Annotated in this window: 7 protein-coding genes; 6 read left to right on the forward strand and 1 reads right to left on the reverse strand. The window is 56.0% G+C overall.

Translation table 11 applies throughout. The features are described from left to right. Positions 1 to 39: 39 nt before the first annotated feature. Positions 40 to 1,365 (reverse strand): hypothetical protein, encoded by a 1,326-nt coding sequence (locus Q1A44_RS18850; RefSeq protein WP_299628394.1) that lies wholly within the window; start codon positions 1,363 to 1,365, stop codon positions 40 to 42. A gap of 391 nt (positions 1,366 to 1,756) precedes the next feature. Between Q1A44_RS18850 and Q1A44_RS18855 the strand changes: the two genes are divergently transcribed. From Q1A44_RS18855 to Q1A44_RS18880, 6 genes are all read left to right on the forward strand, one after another. Further along, positions 1,757 to 3,829, forward strand: a complete 2,073-nt coding sequence (locus Q1A44_RS18855; RefSeq protein ID WP_299628396.1) for a hypothetical protein — start codon at positions 1,757 to 1,759, stop codon at positions 3,827 to 3,829. Then, positions 3,829 to 9,036 carry a DUF6603 domain-containing protein gene (locus tag Q1A44_RS18860; RefSeq protein WP_299628398.1) on the forward strand — a complete coding sequence of 1,736 codons (5,208 nt, stop codon included), beginning with the start codon at positions 3,829 to 3,831 and terminating at the stop codon, positions 9,034 to 9,036. The genes Q1A44_RS18855 and Q1A44_RS18860 overlap by 1 nt, the downstream gene beginning before the upstream one ends. A gap of 46 nt (positions 9,037 to 9,082) precedes the next feature. Further along, positions 9,083 to 10,807 (forward strand): hypothetical protein, encoded by a 1,725-nt coding sequence (locus tag Q1A44_RS18865; RefSeq protein WP_299628400.1) that lies wholly within the window; start codon positions 9,083 to 9,085, stop codon positions 10,805 to 10,807. Between the two features lies 1 nt (position 10,808). After that, positions 10,809 to 11,837: a hypothetical protein gene (locus tag Q1A44_RS18870; protein WP_299628402.1), complete on the forward strand. Its 1,029-nt coding sequence runs from the start codon at positions 10,809 to 10,811 to the stop codon at positions 11,835 to 11,837. After that, on the forward strand, positions 11,834 to 16,915 hold the full coding sequence (locus tag Q1A44_RS18875; RefSeq protein WP_299628404.1) for a hypothetical protein: 5,082 nt from the start codon (positions 11,834 to 11,836) through the stop codon (positions 16,913 to 16,915). Before Q1A44_RS18870 ends, Q1A44_RS18875 begins: the two co-directional genes overlap by 4 nt. Before the next feature lie 78 nt (positions 16,916 to 16,993). Further along, positions 16,994 to 19,465, forward strand: coding sequence for a hypothetical protein (locus Q1A44_RS18880; RefSeq protein ID WP_299628406.1), 2,472 nt, complete (start codon positions 16,994 to 16,996; stop codon positions 19,463 to 19,465). Positions 19,466 to 19,515: the final 50 nt, after the last annotated feature.

Below are 19,515 nucleotides of genomic sequence, written 5' to 3' on the forward strand. Positions count from 1 at the left end.
GTCCAATTCCGCGCTAAATGGTCAGCCAATTGCGGAGCCTTAGACGGTTGGTAGTATCAGGTTGCCAGGTGGGGTCGCAGCCCCAGGTGTCCCTGGCCCTTTGCTGCCACCGGTTGGTTTGCCGGCGCCGCCCACGCCTTCGGGGCCTGCCGCTCCGCCGTTGTCGAGGTTGTAACCCACATTGACTGTTGCGGTCCCTTCCCACACCAGTCTGGTGGTCACGGACGTGCCGCCTTTCCCACCATTGCCACCACGTCCGCCAGCGCCACCTTGCCCTTGATCGCCTTGAGTTTTGGTCGTGCAACCGGTCGCGCTATCGCCGGGCTGGCCACCCTCGCCACCTTCACCGCCGTTACCGCCTTTGCCACCTTGCTGGCCTGTTCCACCGCCGTAGTTCAGCGTCAGCACGCCGCTGATCTTCCCAAGATTGATCGTGTTCGGGTTGGTATAATCAGTTCCGTTATTGCCCGGCGTTCCGTCGTCTCCGTCGTCGCCCGTTCCGCCCTTTTGGCCGGCGCCCGGTTCTGTGTCGCACTTATATGGGCAATTGCCCGTTGTCGTCTTGTGGCTCTTGCCATTGGGCGTTGCTTTGGAGGGCTGATCACCATGATGCCCGTCTGCGCCGTCTTGTGCCTGGGGCAACTGCGCGGGCACGTAGTTGAACGAAGGGCTGGGATAAAGGCCATGTTGGGTATCCGCCAACATCAGGCTTGCGTGCGGTTCGCGCCCAACCAAATCCGTTGTTTGAGCAAAGCCGATCACCGGCGCGTGCACGTGAATGGTCGATGCGCCATGCAGTTCCAGTTTGCCCACGTTCATAAACACCGGCGCAGTCCCCACGATGCTAAGCTGGGCATGATCTTTGAGGATCAGATGGTCCGCCGTGAACAAACCCATCGAAACGGGGAAAAACAGGCGGTTGGCCGCTGCGGCCAAGTGTTGAATCTGGTCGGCGTGGCCGTTCAGAAACACGCTCATCGCCTCGTAGAGCATGAATTGCTCTTCCGCCGAAAATGCTTCGATGCCTTGCTCTGCGCGGGCCATCCAATCGTCGACTTGGTGGGCCGCCAGATCTTTGGTGTGCAACTCTGGCGCGAGGCGAGGATGGGCCGCACACCGCCGCTCCAGATCGGAGGATGGATTGTGCAAATCACCGTTGGCGATGTAGGCGAAGTGTTCGATCGAATCCACTTGCACCTGCTGCAACACAAAGTGCGAATTCTCGTCCAGAGAGACGATTTTATGCTCTCCTTCCTCAATAACGATTGTCGGGGATTCTGATGCTGTGAACTGCGTCGGACCAAGATTGACCCGGGCATTCAGTTCGTTGAAATCATTGGAAAATAAAGGATTGTCTAAAATCATGGTTCCCCCTAAATCGAGCGCGTAATTCACCAAATAAGCGACCGCGAACGCGTCTTGACGCTACATCAAATCGGCCACATTTCAAGAATGGATTCCCGCAAGCCGTGTCGGACGCATGTGCGGGATCGCGGTTTTGGGGCCGTTCAAAGCGGTCGCCGAAGCCAATGTCTGTGGGCCAAAGGCCCGTATTTTTATCAGTGTTTTAGACTGCTCGACGTGGGAGCAAGGCCGCCGAAGCGGCGCGCGCTTCGCGAAATAAGGGTATTTTTTTCTTGCCAGCAGCCAGCCGCCCATGCAACCGTGACCCCATAATGCGGGTTTCGCGCAAATATATTTTTGACGTTTCTGTTTAAGCACTCTGCGCAAAGCCCTCACTATGTGGGGATACTTTATGAATTACGATACCATTCAGGACAGTCTGGATGCCATTGGTGTCTCTGCGCCCGACCTCTATCGTGCGGCTCTGTATCTGACCTACCTCCAAAACGCCGAAACCTACTTCGCCATGACCCTCGCAAAAGAGCCGGACAATGGTGGGTTGGGTGACGCGTGTTACGCTTTCGTATCCGAAGCGGTGAATGCCGCCCCACTTCTGGATCAGCTCGCTGCGCTTTTGGACGGTCTTGTGGCACCCGCCGTTCAGGGGCAGTTGGCCGGGAATGCGGATCCCCCCAAGGGTTACTATGAGACTTTTTTTGACACGACGATCTTGCCCACGGCTGCTTCCGGCAAGAGCATCACCCAAGCGGAATTCGATGCCAATGTTGCCAAATTTTTTGCGGCACAGGGCCTGACCAAGACGGCGCTGGACAAAGCTTTCAGCAACTTCACTGTGAACATCAAAACGGCTTGCGGTCGGCTTTACGCAGATGTTGCAAACCTCAAATCGCTCTATGCGGATCAGTTTGACGATGGTTTTGCGATCCAAGAGCTCAAATCCATCAACACCGGTATGCAGCCATTCTACAACGGCGGGCAACAGGCGTTGGAGATGGAATTGGTCGTTGCAGGCAGCCCGTCTGCCAAGTCGATCTTCAAGTCGGACCTGTTCGGTAGCACGATTTCCATCGTTTACGAGCCGCGTGATATGGAAGCTGATTGCCTGATTTGCGGCATATCGGCAGCGGCCAACAGCGTGCTGGGCGACGATTTCATCGTGCAGTCGCTGTTCGAGATTTACAACAAGGGCGTGACCGACAACAAAGATCCGGTTCTGGCCAAGTCGCTCAAACCGCTACCGACGCTGCTGATCCTGCCGGTGAACCCATCATCCAAGGCCGCAAAACCCCTGGTTGGCTCGTACGGCTATCGCCAAAGTCTGAACACGCCGTGGCAGTCCTTGGCCGCGCGGGCAGAACCCAGAACCCTGACAGCAGATGCCTTGATTGGCCCGGACGATGACGCGGCCACGATCATTTCGGATTTCTATCTGACACTTGGGGCCATGACGGCGCTGAGCGCGACATTTTCCATCACTGGGCTCACAAGCTCGAACATCATTTCAGCCGAACGGATTCCAACGGCAACCAATACAAACGCCGCCTTTGTAATAAGCACAGAGACGATTGTCACAGACGGGCTTGTGGCTGATGGGTCAGGTGGCATTGACGGCCAGGCATCTGCCATTCCTGTGCTGTCGATCAACGCTGATCAATCTGGGCTGGAGACAGTGATCCGAGATTACCGCGACCCCAACAGGCTGTGGCAATCAGGAAAAAGCGGCACCGCCGCCGTGGTAGCGCTGAAACCCACGGGTGCATCCACGCCTGTCCCGGCGGAATTGCTGATAAAGGGCTTTGATGCCGGTATCGCAATTCTCAAGGCGGTTTACACCGGTGACAGCAAGTCCGGCATCACCGATTTCATCACACGTACGGACAAGGTCGTCGTCAAAATCGCGGCTGTCTCAGCCTCTGCAACGCAAGACCTGAAAACCGCGGTGTTCACAACGCTCCCTGCGCAGCGCTCGGCTTTGACCCTTGAGCAGGCGTGCAACACGACCGTCAGTGCCAGTCTGGCGACTGCCGCTGCTGCTTACACCGCCGCAGGTGATCCAAAGGCGGATCCTGCCTTTATCGCGCTGTCCCCTTTGCTGGCTGGCAAGGCGTTGGCGAACCTGGACGATCCGACGTTTTTTCATCAGATCGGCACATCGGACCTGCTGGGCACTGATGGCACGGCGCTTGCGATCCCAGCGACGATTACCACCTATCCCGACCCCGAAACGCCGACAAAGGCGGGCACGCTCAAGGTCAAGGGCGCCAAAGGCATGCCCGACCGAACAACCTATTTCGACCAAGCGCCAAGTGCCGCGCGAGTGTTTGGGCCGCAGGTTGAAACGATCGGGACGGCTGCGGGGGATATCTGGACCGCAAAAGTCCGGGCCAGCATTTTCACAAGCCTGGGCCTGACGTCGGATTTTGATCCGACGACCGTGGTCGCACAAGGTAAGGACGGCAGCTGATGAGCACGATTGAAACCATCATCAAAGCCTTCAAGGCGTTTCCGACAGACGGCAGCGAGATTGCCCTGAATGCAAAGACATTTGATCTGGATTTCACCAACGATGTATTTGAGTTCTTGCTGTTGCAAGACACGCTGACCTTCAAAACGACAACTGTGACGGTGACTGGCGAAACGTCCGCAACCCTCAAGGGAACGACAAGTGTTTACGGCTACGACGCCGTGCCCTGTACGTTGAGCTTTGAGGTAAAGGACGCGCTGGTTGTGGCCAAGATCACAAGCGATCTGGGCAAAACCGCCAATATCCAACTGCCGGTTCTGTTCTGGATTACGACAACCGGACTGAGTTTTGCAGGAACCATGACCGAGACCAAAGGGCTGCCTACTTTCGGTTTTGCCGGTGGGCTTGACCTGGGCAATGACGCATCGGCCCCGGTTGCCATCGACTATCAATCGGCCGGTAATTGGGACCTGGGCATTGCCAAGGATGAAAAGACAAATATCAGCGGCAGTCAGGTTGCCGCAATTTTGGGCGGCGAGGCGCTCAGCAGTCTGCTGCCTGAAAGCCTGGAAAAGGAACTGGATACGTTCGCAGTCTCCAGCATCGACGCTTCGTTCAATTCCAAGACCCATTTCCTATCGTACTTCAATGTCGGGTTTGAAGTTGTCGAAGGCTGGGACATCACCTCTGATCTGTCTCTTGAGCCGGGAATGGGCCTGTCCTTTACCCTGTCCGAGAAAAAGATCGAGCTGCCGAAACTGGGCGCAACGGCCCAAGATGTTGCCGCAACAAGCGACAAGAATATCGCAGCACAGGTCACCGGTACGCTCAAACTGGGCGGGGTCGACGTTCCGCTGATCCTGGCCGCAGCGTTCAACGATGTTGCGACGTGGGAGTTCGGTGTTCAGGCGGGCAAGACTGTAACGATCCCTTCACTCAAGGACGTTCTGTTGCTGGGCGGCGATCAGGCTTTTGTCGACAGTTTGCCGGCGCAAATCTCGACCCTGCCCAGTATCGAGATTGACCGCTTGTTCGTTATTTTCCAACCGTCGAAAAAGCTGATCAACGAGGTCAGTTTCAAGGTGCAGACGGCCTCAACCTGGCAAGTGCTGCCCGGCTATTTCGAGCTGACAAAGGTCAAGCTGGATTTCGACATCACCGACGTCAACACGCCCAAAGACCGCAAGGTGGTGGGCGAGGCCTATGCCGGGTTCGACATTGGCGACGTTCCGTTCTTTTGCCAGATCAAAAACACGAAAAAGGATCAGGATTGGGTCATTACCGGCGGTTTGGTCAAAGGTAGCAAACTGAACTTTACCGCCATTGCCGCATCCCTGTTCAATGGCGAATTGACGATCCCGAAGGATGCACCGCAGATTGCCTTTGACAAGGCAAACCTTGAAGTCGTGCCGGAGAAGAAGACCTTTGAAATCAGCGCAGGGTCGGACGACGCCTGGGACATTATTACAGGCAAGCTGGCGATCGAAACGCTGTCCATTGATTTTTCAAGAAAGCCGGAAAAGAAGAAAGCGGGCGAAGCGAGCCAGTTTGAAGCAAAGGCTGACGCGCCGGACAAGGCCGATCCGCCCTCCCCAACGACCTATACCTATTCGGGACAGATTTCAGGTACCTTGACGATTGGTGGGGTCGCGGTTTCGTTGAGTGCCGTGCTGAACAAAACGCCTGACAGCGGCATTGATTTTGAAGGCAGCACCGGCGACCAGAAGATCCCCTTTGGAAATTGGCTGCAGGATTTTGCCTCGTTCTTTGGGCCTGTAGAATTGCCGCATTGGGTCACGGAGCTGACCCTGTCCGACATTGCCGTCACGTATAATTCCAAGACGAAAGACTTCAGCTTTGCCATCCAACTATCGGACAATGACGCGCCAGGACTGATCATCGCCCTGTCCATCGAAATGACGCACAAGGACAAGGACTGGACCAAAGTCATCACAACGAAACTGACCTACAAGGACGACGACGTTGATCTGCTGTTCTCGCTAGCCTTTACGACCTCAGAGGCCAAGGGCGTGAAAACATCGAACACCCGCGCGGTCTGGGGCGGGGACAATCCGCCAAGCCTTGCGACCTTCCTGATCTTCATGGGCAAAACCCTGAAGCTTGATGTCGATTTCCCGCAGGCGGTCAATTGGGACGCCACGCTGTCCAGGATGATCATCGAGGGCAAGCAAGTCGGTACAAAGCCGCAAACCATCGAGGCCGCCGGGCAATTCGATCTCAAGATCGACGGCAACACCGATTGGAGCCTGTTCTTCTCCTATACCAACGAGACCAGTTTCGAGGACGGCGGCGATAAGGAAAGCGCGGGCAAGCTGACGGTCTACACAAGTGATGACGCGGAAAAGAGCGCCCCCGAGGCTGACCCGACACCCGAAGCCGCGCCTTATGTCTTTGGTATCGCGCTGAGTGGGCCGATGAACCTGACGGACTTGCCCTTGGTTGGCTCGATCCCCGGCATCGATGCCTACAACATCGACAAGTTGGGGTTCTATTATACCAACGCCGCGTTCAAGGATGACAAAGCCAAACTGAACTTTACCATTCCTGATCTGGATAGCGTGGGGACAGGCAAAGCCGGATATAGCAAGGCGCAGTTGGACAAGCCGAAATTCAACCTGTTGGCCCTGTTCGCAAAAGACGCCAAAGGGGGCGGGGGTGACAAGGCGGCGCTGGCGGCGCCGGACATGCCCGAGGCCAGCAGTGCCAGCGGGGACAGCGACGGGAGCATGAGCCTCGGCACACCGACTCCAGACGCGACGGCGGATCAACCCGGCTTTGCCAAGACGCAGTCATCGACCGACGCGCCGATTGCGTGGCTTGCACTGAATAAATCCATTGGCCCGGTATCGCTTGAAAAGGTCGGGCTCAGCTATTCTGCACCACCAAAGGGCGAAGACGGCGAGCTTGGCATCTTTGGTGTGTACCTCAATGGTGGGCTGTCAATTGCCAGTTTTTCGATGGCGCTGGACGGGCTTGGTATCACCTTCCCGCTGCCCAAACCTGGCGGTTCAATCAAAGATCCCATTTCCCAAATCGATTTCCATTTGAACGGTCTGTTCCTCGATCTTGAAGAGCCGGGGTTCAAGATTGCCGGAGGCTTCATCAAGATCCCGGGCGATACGCCAGATATGATCGGGCAATTGACGGTGGATGCCGGCCCGTTTGGCCTGGACGCTTACGGCGGTTTTGCGGGTGATTTGTCGGACCCGTCTGTGTTTATCTTCCTGCATCTGACGGCGCCTTTGGGCGGTCCACCGTTCTTCTTTGTGGATGGTGTTTCAGGTGGGTTCGGGCTGAACCGCGATTTTGTCCTGCCGACGTTTGATCAGTTGGGCAACTATCCGTTGCTGCCGCAAAGCCCCGCAATCCCGACTGCCGCGGATATGGGTGGAAAATCGGCGGCTGACAAGCTCAAGACGATGCAAACCGCGCTGTTGAGCCTGGCCAAATATTTCCCCGTAAAGGAAGGCCAGTATTGGGTGGCGGCCGGTCTCGACATCACGTCTTTCGAGATGATCAAGGTCTCGGTCATCTTGTCGGTATCCTTTGGCAAAGACCTTCAGGTCGCCGTGATTGGCAGTGCAGGCATGTCCTTGCCCGTCAATGTCGGCACCGATCCGATGGCCTATATCCAGATCAATTTCCTGGTTTCCTATTCGTCCTCCAACAGTCTTGTGTCTGTGATCGGCGTCATCACGCCCTCGTCGTTTATTCTGACGAAAGAGATCAAGCTGTCTGGCGGCTTTGCCTTCTATCTCTGGCTTGATGGGCCCAATTCGGGTGATTTCGTCCTAACCATCGGCGGGTACAGCCCATTTTACAACAAACCGGCACTGTATCCTGACGTGCCGCGGATGAGCCTGTCTGCCAGTATTGGTATCCTGTCGATGAAGGGTGAAAGTTATTTTGCCCTCGTGCCAAGTGCGCTGATGGCAGGGATCGACGTGAAGGCAACGGCAGACCTTGGTCCCATTTCAGCCTGGTTCCACGCCAGCGCGGATTTCTTTATCGGCTGGAAACCCTTTACCTACCACATTCAGATCGGCATCGCGCTGGGCGCGTCGCTGACGCTTGATATCGGATTTGTCACGATCCGCATCACGATCCATGTGGGTGTCGGGCTCGACATCTGGGGGCCTGAATTCGGTGGCCGGGCCATGGTCGACTTGTCAATCGTGTCCTTTGCCATCGACTTTGGCAAACAAAAGCAAGAGGCCCCTGTTCTGACCTGGTCAGAATTCATCGATTTCCTGCCCAGCAAGACCCAGAAGGAAAAGGAAAAAGCGGCCCCCTTGCGCATGGCACCGATGATGGCATTCGCGCTGATGGAAGAGCCGAATGTAGCCGTCGCTGCCCCGGCAGCGGACACTGGCCCCAAAACGTTGATTTCGGTCGAAGTGGCGCGTGGCAAGCTTGCCAAGGATCAAGCTGCTGCCGATGCATCCGGCGTCGCGTGGGTGGTGAACGGCAATGATTTTGCGATCCGTACCCATGCCAGCGCGCCGTCCAATGCGATCAACTTCAACAACGAACCGCTGCCACAAGACACTGCGCGTTATTTGCTGCCCGGCAACCTCAGACAGCAATTCGAAGAGCGTCCCGAACTCATCGGCAAGTTGCCTTATATCATCGATCCCAAACCGCCCGAAGGTGCGCCGATTTGGTACGATCTTGAGGTTGGCGTCAAACCCAGCAATCTGACCGACCTGACCTCGACCCAGATCATCACCCTTAAGAATGAGGCGGGTGATGACCAGGCAGTGATGCTCCAATTGGTGAAATCCGGTGTCGCCTCGGCGCTCTGGGGTTCTGATGGCGATACATCCACGTCCGACAGCGGGCTGATGGCGGGCGCTGTGGTCGGGATTGAGATGCTGCCCAACATCTATTTCCCCAAACGCACGTCTTACATTCAGTATTACTACCTGGTGTTCTCGCCCAACGACGTTTTTATCGCCCAAGAAGTGGCCCCCAGCATCGATACCGGCGCTTATCCCGACCCCGGGAAAATCATTGACAGCATGAAGGATGGCACAGCGTTTTCCAGCACTGAAACCGCCCGCACCGACGTCGTTGATGTCCTCGGCACGCTGGGCTTTGACGACTTGGCGCCAAAGAACTCCGGCGCGCTGAGCACCCAGGATTACGTGCAATCGGCCGAGCTGATGCACATGACGGCGGCCTGATCCTGTGTGTCAGGGTTTTGCATGAATATTGAAAGCGATTGAGAGCATGAAAGAAAACAAAGCCCCGGTGACCACCGACGACTCGCCTTTGTTCCAGGTGCGTGCGTCTTTCGTCCAGCACAGTCTGCCAGGGCTTGAGGCTGGCAAATATACGATCACTGCCCAGCAACAGCTTGACCACGCGGACAAAACATCCGCAACGGATGGCCCTTTGCCAGTGGTCGAGCAAGTGTTCGGGGTCGAGGGGGAAAAGTACACGATCTCACAAGCCTCCGTGCACAGCAGATATCCACCGAACGAAGTACAGGGCGAGTTTTCGACCAGTCTGCCGCAGATCATCTTTCAGGATGCGACCAAGTTGCCATGGATCAGGTCGCCCTATTATCGCGACGAACCCGTCATCCAGACGCATACCTATGATGTGGACGGCAAGCCGCAGGAATATGACGACGACAAGGCGACGTGGCTGTTTGTGATGTCGCTGAATACCACCGATTTTGAAGGCGTCTCCCCGCGTGGTCTTGTCCGGACAGGGACGGTGGCGGACTTGATCCCGGATACGATGACGGTGCGCAGCAACACGTCCTCCACGCCGATTCCGGGCAGAATGCCTGCCAAGGACATGTATTCGATATTCTCTTATGTCTTTGAGGATGGCAAAAAAACCAAGAAACCGGCGGGCAGTGAATTGGACCCCGGCATTGGCCACGATGGCACCGACGCCATCAAATTCATTGATATCCCCATCGCGTTGTTCCAGACACTGGCCCCGTCGATGCAAGACTTGCAACTCATGGCGCATGTGCGCTCGGTCAAGCTGGACAACAAGGCGCTGGCTGACGGCAAAGTCATTGACGCGGAAGGCGAATATGCCGTGGTCATGGGCAACCGGTTGCCGCAATCCCTGCCTGCGGCGCAAGCCGTGCCGCCGGTGCCTGGAAAACCCGCACCGGGGACCAATGACGTTTTTGTTGTGTCCCTCGAAAAAATGGAATGCGCGCTGAGGGGGTATGCAAAGCCCAGCTATTTCAGCGAGAACATAGTTGACAACGCCAACGGCCATGTGCGGCTCGTGGTTTTGAACCAATGGAGCTTTACCTCGTACGACGACACAAGTTTTGAATTCAAACTCATCCTGGGAAGCTTGAACGACCGCACGGTTGATCCAAAACACCCCAGTGAAGGCTCGCAGGACAACCCGCACATGCGGTTGCCGAACCCGCCCCACTTTACAAGCCCGACCGAGGCACAGAAAGTGGCAGAGCACATGTTGTCTTTGGGCTATGTGCCCATGAACCACCTCACGCGCAAACCCGATGTCAGCGTTGAGCCCAAAGAGCCCATTCAAACCGTGTCCTGGTATCGCGGGCCGCTCGCCCCTTTCGCGGTCGAGCCCGATCACAATGGCCCGCTGGGTGGCGGGGCTGTGGGAAGCGATTTGTCCAAAATGGTTTATTCCGCCGACAAGCTGCTGCGCTTTGACCCCACGGTTGGCATGTACGACACCAGCTATGCCGCCGCTTGGCAGCTTGGCCGCTTGCTGGCCCTGCAAGACAAGAGTTTTTCGGTGCCATACTACCAATGGCAACGCAGTCGTGCCTTTGCTTTCCGAATGTCGATCGAGAACGCCCTGGTGGGCGATGATTTCGCGGACCTCAAAGCAGCCTCTCAGAACCTGATCCAGTCCCAGAGCAAATCTGGCGCGCCCGACAACGCCTTGTTCAGGTCGGCCGTGAATTTCTTTGTCCAGATGTCAGTAGAGGGAGAATAACATGCTCAATTCGATCGACCGCATGACCACACTGGCCCAGGAAACTGCCAGCGCCGAAATCCCCGAGGATCTGGCAACGTGGCTGACCAATCTGGAAAATCTTGTCGGGGTTCCGTTCAATTACCTGGTGCCGCAGAACGCGATGCTGCCCCCCGAGAGCATTCGTCAATTCCATATCGACCCCAATTGGGTGAATGCTCTGGTGGATGGCGCAATGAGCATCGGGCGCCACTTTGAGGGGAAGCAGACCTCTACCGTGAACCAGGTGTCGGAACATGCCAATACCTTGGCGGCGCGGTCTCAAACCATGGAAATGAAACAGATGGTGCGCGAGGCGCAGCTGTCGAAGTTGCCGAAAAAGGAACTGCACGTCCTGGGGCGGCAAAAAACTCAGGAAAAGCTGATGGCCCGGGGGCTGGCCGCCCCACTGGATGTGGCCGACACGCCCTTGACCGGTTTCATCTTGCGCTCGCAGGTGGTCAAAGGCTGGCCCAGCATGGATGTCGCCGGCTACCCCAAAGGCGCGTCGCCCTATGACAACAGCAAAAACCCGTCGGTAAAGGTTGTCCCGCTCAAGGTCATCCGCTTGGTCCGGCTGTCTGACGAGGTCCTCTTTGGCCTGTTTCAGGGCGAGTTGTTCGAACTGGTATTCCACCAACCAGCCGAAGCGATCCATTTCGGGTTCGACAACGTTACCTATTCAGGGGGAACAGCACAGGTCGCGAAGGATCTGAGATACCCGACAGAGGGTTGGGATGCTGCGACGTCGCCTTATGAGTACATCAACGACGAACCTATCACCAATCCGTTTCACGACAGCGACGCGCGCGTTCTGGACATGATGGCCATCAGCCAGTCCATCGGCGCATCGCTCGCCAAAAACAAGGCGGCACCGGGCTATTATCAAGCGTCGCCCTCATCTGACACCTACAAGAACCACCTCGTTTCCTCGGACTTTGGCTTGGAAATGGTTGAGGGCGTCGGCCTCGTCAGTTTCATAAATGCCCAAGCGCCGGAAGAGTCGAAATGAACATCATTGTTCCCATTCACGTCGAAGCGCTGCGCGTGACAACCAACACGGCGCAGCAATCCAAAACCGCGCTTTACCAGTTTGACAAGCTGGGCAAGGTTGCAACCTCAGCCGACAGCGGGATGATCGCTGCAGAAAACTTTGCGACCTCGCAAACCTATTTGCGGAACCAACCCGGCATTCACCTGCATTGGTCCATCCCGCGTGCCTATACCAAGGGCCTTCAGGATCAAGAAACCGGCGCGCTCAAATACCCCGTTGTACCCAACCGCTGGATCGTTATCCGCACATTGAAAAACAACAAACCGGGGTCGCTGCCTGCCACCGATACGCATATGTGGGTGTTGGAGAGCGACGCGCATTCGCTAGATGATGGCGAAAAGACGCTTGAGAAATCTGTCGCGCCGTGGATGGACAATGCGGGGGCCTTGCAGGGCCTTCAGGGCAATGTGCTTGGACGCAAATTGGATGCCACAAATGGGTGGCATGAGCCGAACGGCCAGATGCATACCCTTGCGGCCAAAGTCGGGGATGGAAATCACGGTTATCTGGGCAAGCTTTTTCAGGCACCCTATGGCTCTGGCGAGACGTTCACCGCTTATATGCCCAGTTCGGGCAATATTCTGGGCATTTATGACAAGCTGGATGACTATTTCCAGAACCTGCCCAATTGGACGGTCGATGCGGATTTGTCGGTGTCTTATACCGTTATGGGCTGGGTCAACGACATATCATCGGACGCCTGCCATATCATTCTCAACAATGCGCTGACCGCCTATGGTGCGTTGCCGGAACGGGACAAACCGACCCTCGCGGAATACATCGAACAGGTGATGGGCGAGGATCTGAAATGGTCGTTGTCGGATTATTCCTCGCTGACCGCAGCGTCTATCCCCCAGACCCAAGCGATCATGAACGGGATTGTGTCGGGTATTACCTGGAATACCTCGTCACAATCGGGAGTGACCTATCCCACAGCCCCGCCCAAAAATCAGGACATCAAGGTCAGCGTCGGCAGCAACACCGCCGATGCGTTGTCGGCCTATCTGAACGGTACGGTGGCCGATCCGTTCTTCAATCCGGACGCGCCCGAGGTGGATCATCAGGTCGAATGGTTGCTCAATGCCTTGCAGTTTGACCAACTGCCAAAGCTGGACGCAGGCACCAAAGGGGTCGGCCAATTACAGGAGTTTCTGCACACTACCACCTTTGCCGGCTTTCCGGGGGGGAACGTCTGGTCCGTGCGGCAAGACAAGGACAAGACCCAATCGCAAGGGCAGGGGAACAACAACGAAGTTACGCTGCCCGCCTATCTTGGCAAACTTCTGGCCGAATTGAACGGTGCACAGATCGAGCTTGATACTGGCAAAGACAAAATTGCCAACGAGCGCAAGCAGCTGTTTCTTGACTGGTCTTATCATGCAGGCCAGTTGCAGACCAATGTGTTTGGGTCCGCCAATGAGAACCTGAACACCGATGTGACCGGCGCGTTCCTGGTTGATGGTCTGCTGCACTATTTCCCGTCGCTTTTGGACAGCGGCAGCTACAATAGCTTTACCAAACCTGTAGCGCCATACGCGGCAAAACTGGATAGTTTCAAGATCGCCCTGCCTGCGGATGCCCATCCCGACCGGGCCAGCGACATTGCCAGCTACACGTTTCTGGAACAATTGAACCCTGCCGCCCAGACCTTTGGAACAGCGCTTCAGGAGATGCTGGTGGATGCCGACGCCATCACCGAAGAGTTACTGCCGCTGGGCATCGCCAGCCTGAAAGAGGTCGCGGCCCTGGTGGAATTGGCAAGCCTCGTGCCGGCGGGCAGCCCAACGGCACAGTCGCAGATCGCTGACTTGGTGAAACAGGCGCTGGTCAGCTTGGACACGGCCAGCATGGCAATCGAAAAGGCGTCGACCTATGGCAATGCGCTGGTCGACAGCGAGGCCGGGATTGACAGTTTGATTGCGCAGGCGACCACTGCGCAAAACGGCATCGCCGCGCTGATCACGGATTTCAAAGGGTACTTTTCTGTCCATGACGTGCCAGAGGCATTGCCCTTGGCGGGGGGCAAAGCCTTTACTGACAAAGTGCAGGCCGAGGATGTTCTGACCCTCTTCAACTATACAGCTGACGACAAGGGCTTTCCCGGGGTGGAAACCCTGCTCGACAGCTATAACGGCTATAGCGGCCAGTCTGCCTTTGTCATCGATACGAGCAAGGCCGCATATTACATGGCCTGCGCGCATATCTATGCGATCCAGTCGCTGGTGCCTTTCATTGTGACCTGCGCCTATTACCTTCAGTTTTGCCTTCAGGAGTTGAACGAGGCCTATAGCGACGCCGAGGAAATGGTGACGAAACTGAAGGCTGCGAAAACGGCCCTGACCCTCAGCACGATCAGCGACGCAATCACCGATCTCAACACCATTGCCACAGGCACTTTGCCATCAATCCAGTCCGATCTTGAGGCCGAGACACCCCGCCTTGCGGACGCTTTGGCCAAGGTCACAGAGCTGTTGGAAATCCAGAATTCCGGTTTGCCAAGCGATCTGTCGGATCTGAGCGGTCAGAACTGGTTGAATGTTCTGGAAGATATGCGGGCCGCAAAGGCGATTGCCTTTGCGCGGATGCCTGCGGAACAAATCGTAGGCATCCTTAATCAGTGTCTCTACGGCAAGGTCGGCAAGCAATTTGAACTTGTATCCGCGCCCGGGCAAATGTTTGCCTCTCCCAACGAGCCTGTGATCCTGATGGCGCAGGATGCGACCGAGGAAACGGTGCTTGAGCCTTTTACGCGCAACGGGCGCGCCGAGGTTATCCCTTGCCGACTGCCCAACGAATTGGTGGCTGCGGCCACGCCGCCGACCTTTCCGCCCTCGATCACCTCCATTGCGACGTCCATTGTTCCGGCCCAGGCTGGGATGAGCACCGTGTTCCAGCAATTGGCAGAAGAAGGTGTGCTGTTGACGCCGGAGTTGTCCTCGCCTGTTTCCGCCGCGGATTTGAAGGCGGCGGCAAACGCCAACGAAACGCTGCACATGGACAAGTTGAAACATGTAGAGTTGAACGATGCCCCAACCGGGCTGACGGGCAAGTTGCCCTACTACGTCGCCTATAATTGGCGCGATGACAAAGACCCGTTCATGCCACTGTTTATCTGGTGGACAGCCACCTACACCTTTTCGAACGCATTTGATTTTGCGGACAAAAAAGTTGGGCCGGACTTCCTGGATCAGTTTGAATTGGGCCAGTACCAAGTTGAAATGCACCTCAAGTCTTCGGCGGCGGGGAATTTCTCTAGCACCAGCGGTCAGAGCAATCATTTTGGCCTGCAGGGCGTCATCGCGATGTCGTCAAACCCGACTTACGTTCTGTGCGACCAAATCGCGAAGTACTGCGCCACCTACCTCAACTATGACCCAAAGGTTGCGCCGGTACAGGAACCGAATGACCCGGATTATGATGTAAAGCTGCTCTTTCACACGTCCTATATGAAATACAAAAGCATGCGGATGCTCAGCCAGGGTCTGAGCGGGTTCAATCCCAGCATGATCCAGCGCGTTCAGGAAATGCAGTTGCCGGTGAACATTCCGACCTCCTGGACTGATGAAGGCTATCCGCTTTCCAGTTTCTGGCAAACACAATTCCTGCACAACCAATCCCAAGGCTGGCCGGTGAATTGGAACAACGAGGCCCCGAACCCCAGCGCGCTGAAGACAAATGACAGCTATGTCGATTTCAACCCGCTGCGGGCGGGGGTGATGAAGATCGACAAGATCCAATTGGTGGATGCTTTCGGGCGCTATATCGACTTGGCGGAGCCCAATCCGGCTTATGTCTCTGACACCATGATTGACCCCGAACTTGCCAAGGAAATCTATCTGCCGCCCCGTCTGACCCAGCCCACGCGCGTGAACATGGACTGGGTTGCCGCCGAAACCTCTGCGGTTACAGGCAGCTTTGTCGAACCGGGCAGCGCCCAGCCTGCGGTTTCGCCGATTTGTGGCTGGATATGGCCCAACCATCTGGACAATACGCTGGCGCTTTATGATGCGCGTGGCATACCTGTCGGCTCGCTTGGGTTGCAGGACACAACAAATCGCGATGACGGTCCTGTCGTTCATTGGTTCCCCGTTCCCGGCGAAACAACCAGCGTCGGTGTTTCGAACCGAGACCAAATGGCCGCCTATTTGAAGGACAAGAGTGTCAACAGCGTCTTTATCGATGTTCTGTCTGATTTCCTGTTCAGCGACGAAACCAAGTCAACGGGGCAGAATTTCGCCGAAGTCCTTATTTTACTTGAGGAATCTCAAAGCTTTATCGTCACCAATTCACTTCAGGTTGACCAAGACCTGAGCCTGTTTGTCGGCCGCCCGTTGGTCGTGGCACAGGCGCAAATCGGTCTGGAGTCCAAAGGTACGCTCAACCGGGCGGGTGATTTGAGCACGTTCCCGACCTGGAACAAGAACGGGCCACAATTCACCATCAGCGATGCCTCCTACATCCCCTACCAACAGGATAATTTTAATGACGGCGGCATTTCTGACCTAAAGGTGCCCACACGCATCGGCACGGCCCAGGTGAAACTGCCCAGCGGCAAATCATTCCCCTATTTCGACGATGGGGTCGTAGGGTACTTCGTCGGGGGTGACTTTGGTACGCTTTTCACGCCTGTTGAGATGAACGCCACGAGCAAGATTAAGTCTCTTGCCAGTAGCGACAGCATCTACCCGGTGCAGATCACGCCGAATGGCGATGTAGAGACAGTGACATTCATCATGGACCCGCGCGCCTCGGTGCATGCGACCACCGGTATCCTTCCGGCCCTTGGCATCAAAATCCCCGAAGACCAGTTCAACGACGTTCTGCGTCAGATCGAGATTACCTTCCTGACCGCGCCTGTGCTGACGCGTGGTGATGTGCCTGAATTGCCGATCCCGAAAGAGCAGGGCTTTGATTGGGGCTGGGTGAACACAATGGCTGAGTACCCAATCGAGGGAACCCAGAACTTCCAACAGGCCAAGTTCCCCGAAACGCCGCAAAGCCTGGTTGACGGTTGGCTCAAGCTTAAGCGTCAATAAACAAAGTGGTTGGGCGCCAGATCCGAATTGGCGCCCGGCTCAACCGAAGCCCACGATCATTTCAGCAGGTCAGACCCGATGGCAACATACCCCCTTATTCTCACGAACCCCGCCATCACCAAGGGAGACAAGGCTGTCGTTTTCACCGGTGACGGCAAACCCAATTCATTGGAACTGACGGTTCAGAACAAGTCGGGGTTTCAGCAGAAATTTACCCCTGACAAACCGCTGATACTGGATTTTCCAAGCACCATCATTTCCTACGACAATATCAAGAAATTGACGGTGGATGCCGCCTGGAAGATCACGGCACCAGACCCGATCAAAGAAGGGACGAGCAACCCTTATAGTATCACGCTGACCCCTGTCAGTACGATTACCTTTGACGTGAACGCCAAGATAACGATTACGCTGGCGGAAATACTGCCGACAAAGGCGGGAAACGGCCCCCTCAAACTCAGCTATCCGTTTGCCTTGGGCACAATGATCTCGACTGCCACGCTGACGTGCAACGCTTTGCCCAAGCCAGACAATCAAACGCTCTTGGGGCCGATCTATGCCGTTTCCGTTGATGTCGAAGTTGAAGGCAATTCGGGTGGCACCCACAAAACGAACAAGATCGAACCGAGCGTGAAACCGATCAACGGCCGCATCAAGGAAACCAGCATTGTTGAAAACCGCGTCACACTGATGTTCGCGTTTCACGGCGAAAACAACAAGGCAAAGCCGACAAAGGGGTACACGCCGTCCACAGAACTTATCGAGAAACAGGGCACTTCAGCGCCGCGCTTTACAATCCGTTTTCCCTATTCGAATGCAGCGGCTCAGATTGATCAGATCTATACCCTGACCGACAATTCCAAAAGATCCGACGATGGCTATTTGAGCCCGACAAGTGGGCGCAATATCGACATTTCTCTGAGTTCGACGGTAAAGGGTGTGATGAAAAACACCTGGTGGACGATCCTGCCGCCGGATGTAAGCGATGACGCCACAGCCCCGGTATGGACGGTTGAGCCGACCGGTGCAAACCAGCATTTTCTGACCTCCATTGACCATATCGGTGGCGGGCCGGGCCCGACCCTGAATATCTATCTGAGTAACATCTGCACAACCCTCGATATTTTTCCGCCCACACCGCAAACTGCGGTGTTTGTCCAAAGCCTGGATTTTCCAGGCTTCAACGATCAAATGACCGTGCACCTGATCGAAAAGGACCCGGTCCAAAAGACCAAGTCATTCAGTGCCGCGATACAAAACCCATCCGCCACGCCCAGTCTGCAATTGGATTGGCTGACCCAAAACACGACGACCGTCGAGATCACCGGTGTCCAAAGCAACAGTGCCGTTCAAGGTGTAGGCGCGGCGCTGGACCCATCTGGGCCTCTGACAGTGCCCATCTCTGTCGATGCACCGGTTTTGTGCGAATACACGCTGACGTCCTATAACGCAGGACGCAGTCCACAATCGAATGCATCCGGCAACGGAAAGATATCTGCCACCTGGGCGATCAACCCCGCTGTCGGGACAGAGATGTTCGGGAACACGACCACTGTCGCCACCTCTCCGGATGGTGGGTTGATCTACATGCCCGGACAGGGCGCGGATGTCGGCACACCGCTTTATGTCTTCAATACGAGCGATCTGTCGGTCAGCACCAAGAAAGCCTTTGATAACAACCTGTCTGCCGTCAACGTGGCACCGTCGCCTGATGCTAAAAATGTTTATGTCGTCCTCAAAAATCAGCAATATCAGGCGTCACAGATCGTCCAATTGACAGCGGGCAGTCTGGCCGTTGCCAACACATTTACCGGTCTGCCCGGCGGGATCATGACTGACGGCGGATCACTGGTCGTTTCGTCGGACAGCAAGCATCTTGCCTATAGCAGTTACACGCCGGGATCAGGCTCGCCGCGTGTGATGTATCTTGATTGCGAGTCATCCTGGACGAGTTACACGCCGCCAACGGTGAACGTCGCCACCATGAAAAACCGCGGGCTGGCCGTGACTTCAGAGGCGATATTTCATAGCGATACCGGCGGGCTGGGATATATCGGTCTGACGCCAACAATCGCCACATCCTCCAAGACTTTGACTCTGAATGTGGGTGGCATCGCGTACGAGTCTGGTCCGATGAGCCTGTCGCCAGACGGGTCACGCCTGGCCATCATGGCATTGCCACAAGGGCGCACGTCGGGAGGCAAGGTGTTTTTTGTGGATACCAACAACATAACCCTTGAAACGCTGTCGATTGACACACCGATCAGCTTCAAGAACGGTTTCATCCTCCCCGGGCTCACGTTCTCCGTTGATGGCAAATACCTCTTTGTCTCAGGCTCAGGCCCCAGCGGCTCAGCTGCCCTTTATACCTATTCCACGTCGACGGGTCTCGCGCTTGCGCCGGTGCAATCCTCAACCGACCAATTTGGGCCCGTATCGGCACAGCCGACGGGTGTCGGGGTGTTCGTATTGAACACAGATTCGTCCCAGATGGGGCGCATATTGCGCCTGAACCCGACATTTGCGCCGTTTAGCAATCCAAATTCCTGATCTCGGGGCGGTTGTCGTCATGCTGGCGCATCTGGCCCCGAGCGAAGCGT

This window comes from uncultured Tateyamaria sp., assembly GCF_947503705.1.
Classification (GTDB): domain Bacteria; phylum Pseudomonadota; class Alphaproteobacteria; order Rhodobacterales; family Rhodobacteraceae; genus Tateyamaria.

Bases quoted from the DNA above. Each gene is read 5' to 3' on its own strand.
- Q1A44_RS18850 (WP_299628394.1), bottom strand. From the start codon at position 1,365: ATGATTTTAGACAATCCTTTATTTTCCAATGATTTCAACGAACTGAAT.
- Q1A44_RS18855 (WP_299628396.1), top strand. From the start codon at position 1,757: ATGAATTACGATACCATTCAGGACAGTCTGGATGCCATTGGTGTCTCT.
- Q1A44_RS18860 (WP_299628398.1), top strand. From the start codon at position 3,829: ATGAGCACGATTGAAACCATCATCAAAGCCTTCAAGGCGTTTCCGACA.
- Q1A44_RS18865 (WP_299628400.1), top strand. From the start codon at position 9,083: ATGAAAGAAAACAAAGCCCCGGTGACCACCGACGACTCGCCTTTGTTC.
- Q1A44_RS18870 (WP_299628402.1), top strand. From the start codon at position 10,809: ATGCTCAATTCGATCGACCGCATGACCACACTGGCCCAGGAAACTGCC.
- Q1A44_RS18875 (WP_299628404.1), top strand. From the start codon at position 11,834: ATGAACATCATTGTTCCCATTCACGTCGAAGCGCTGCGCGTGACAACC.
- Q1A44_RS18880 (WP_299628406.1), top strand. From the start codon at position 16,994: ATGGCAACATACCCCCTTATTCTCACGAACCCCGCCATCACCAAGGGA.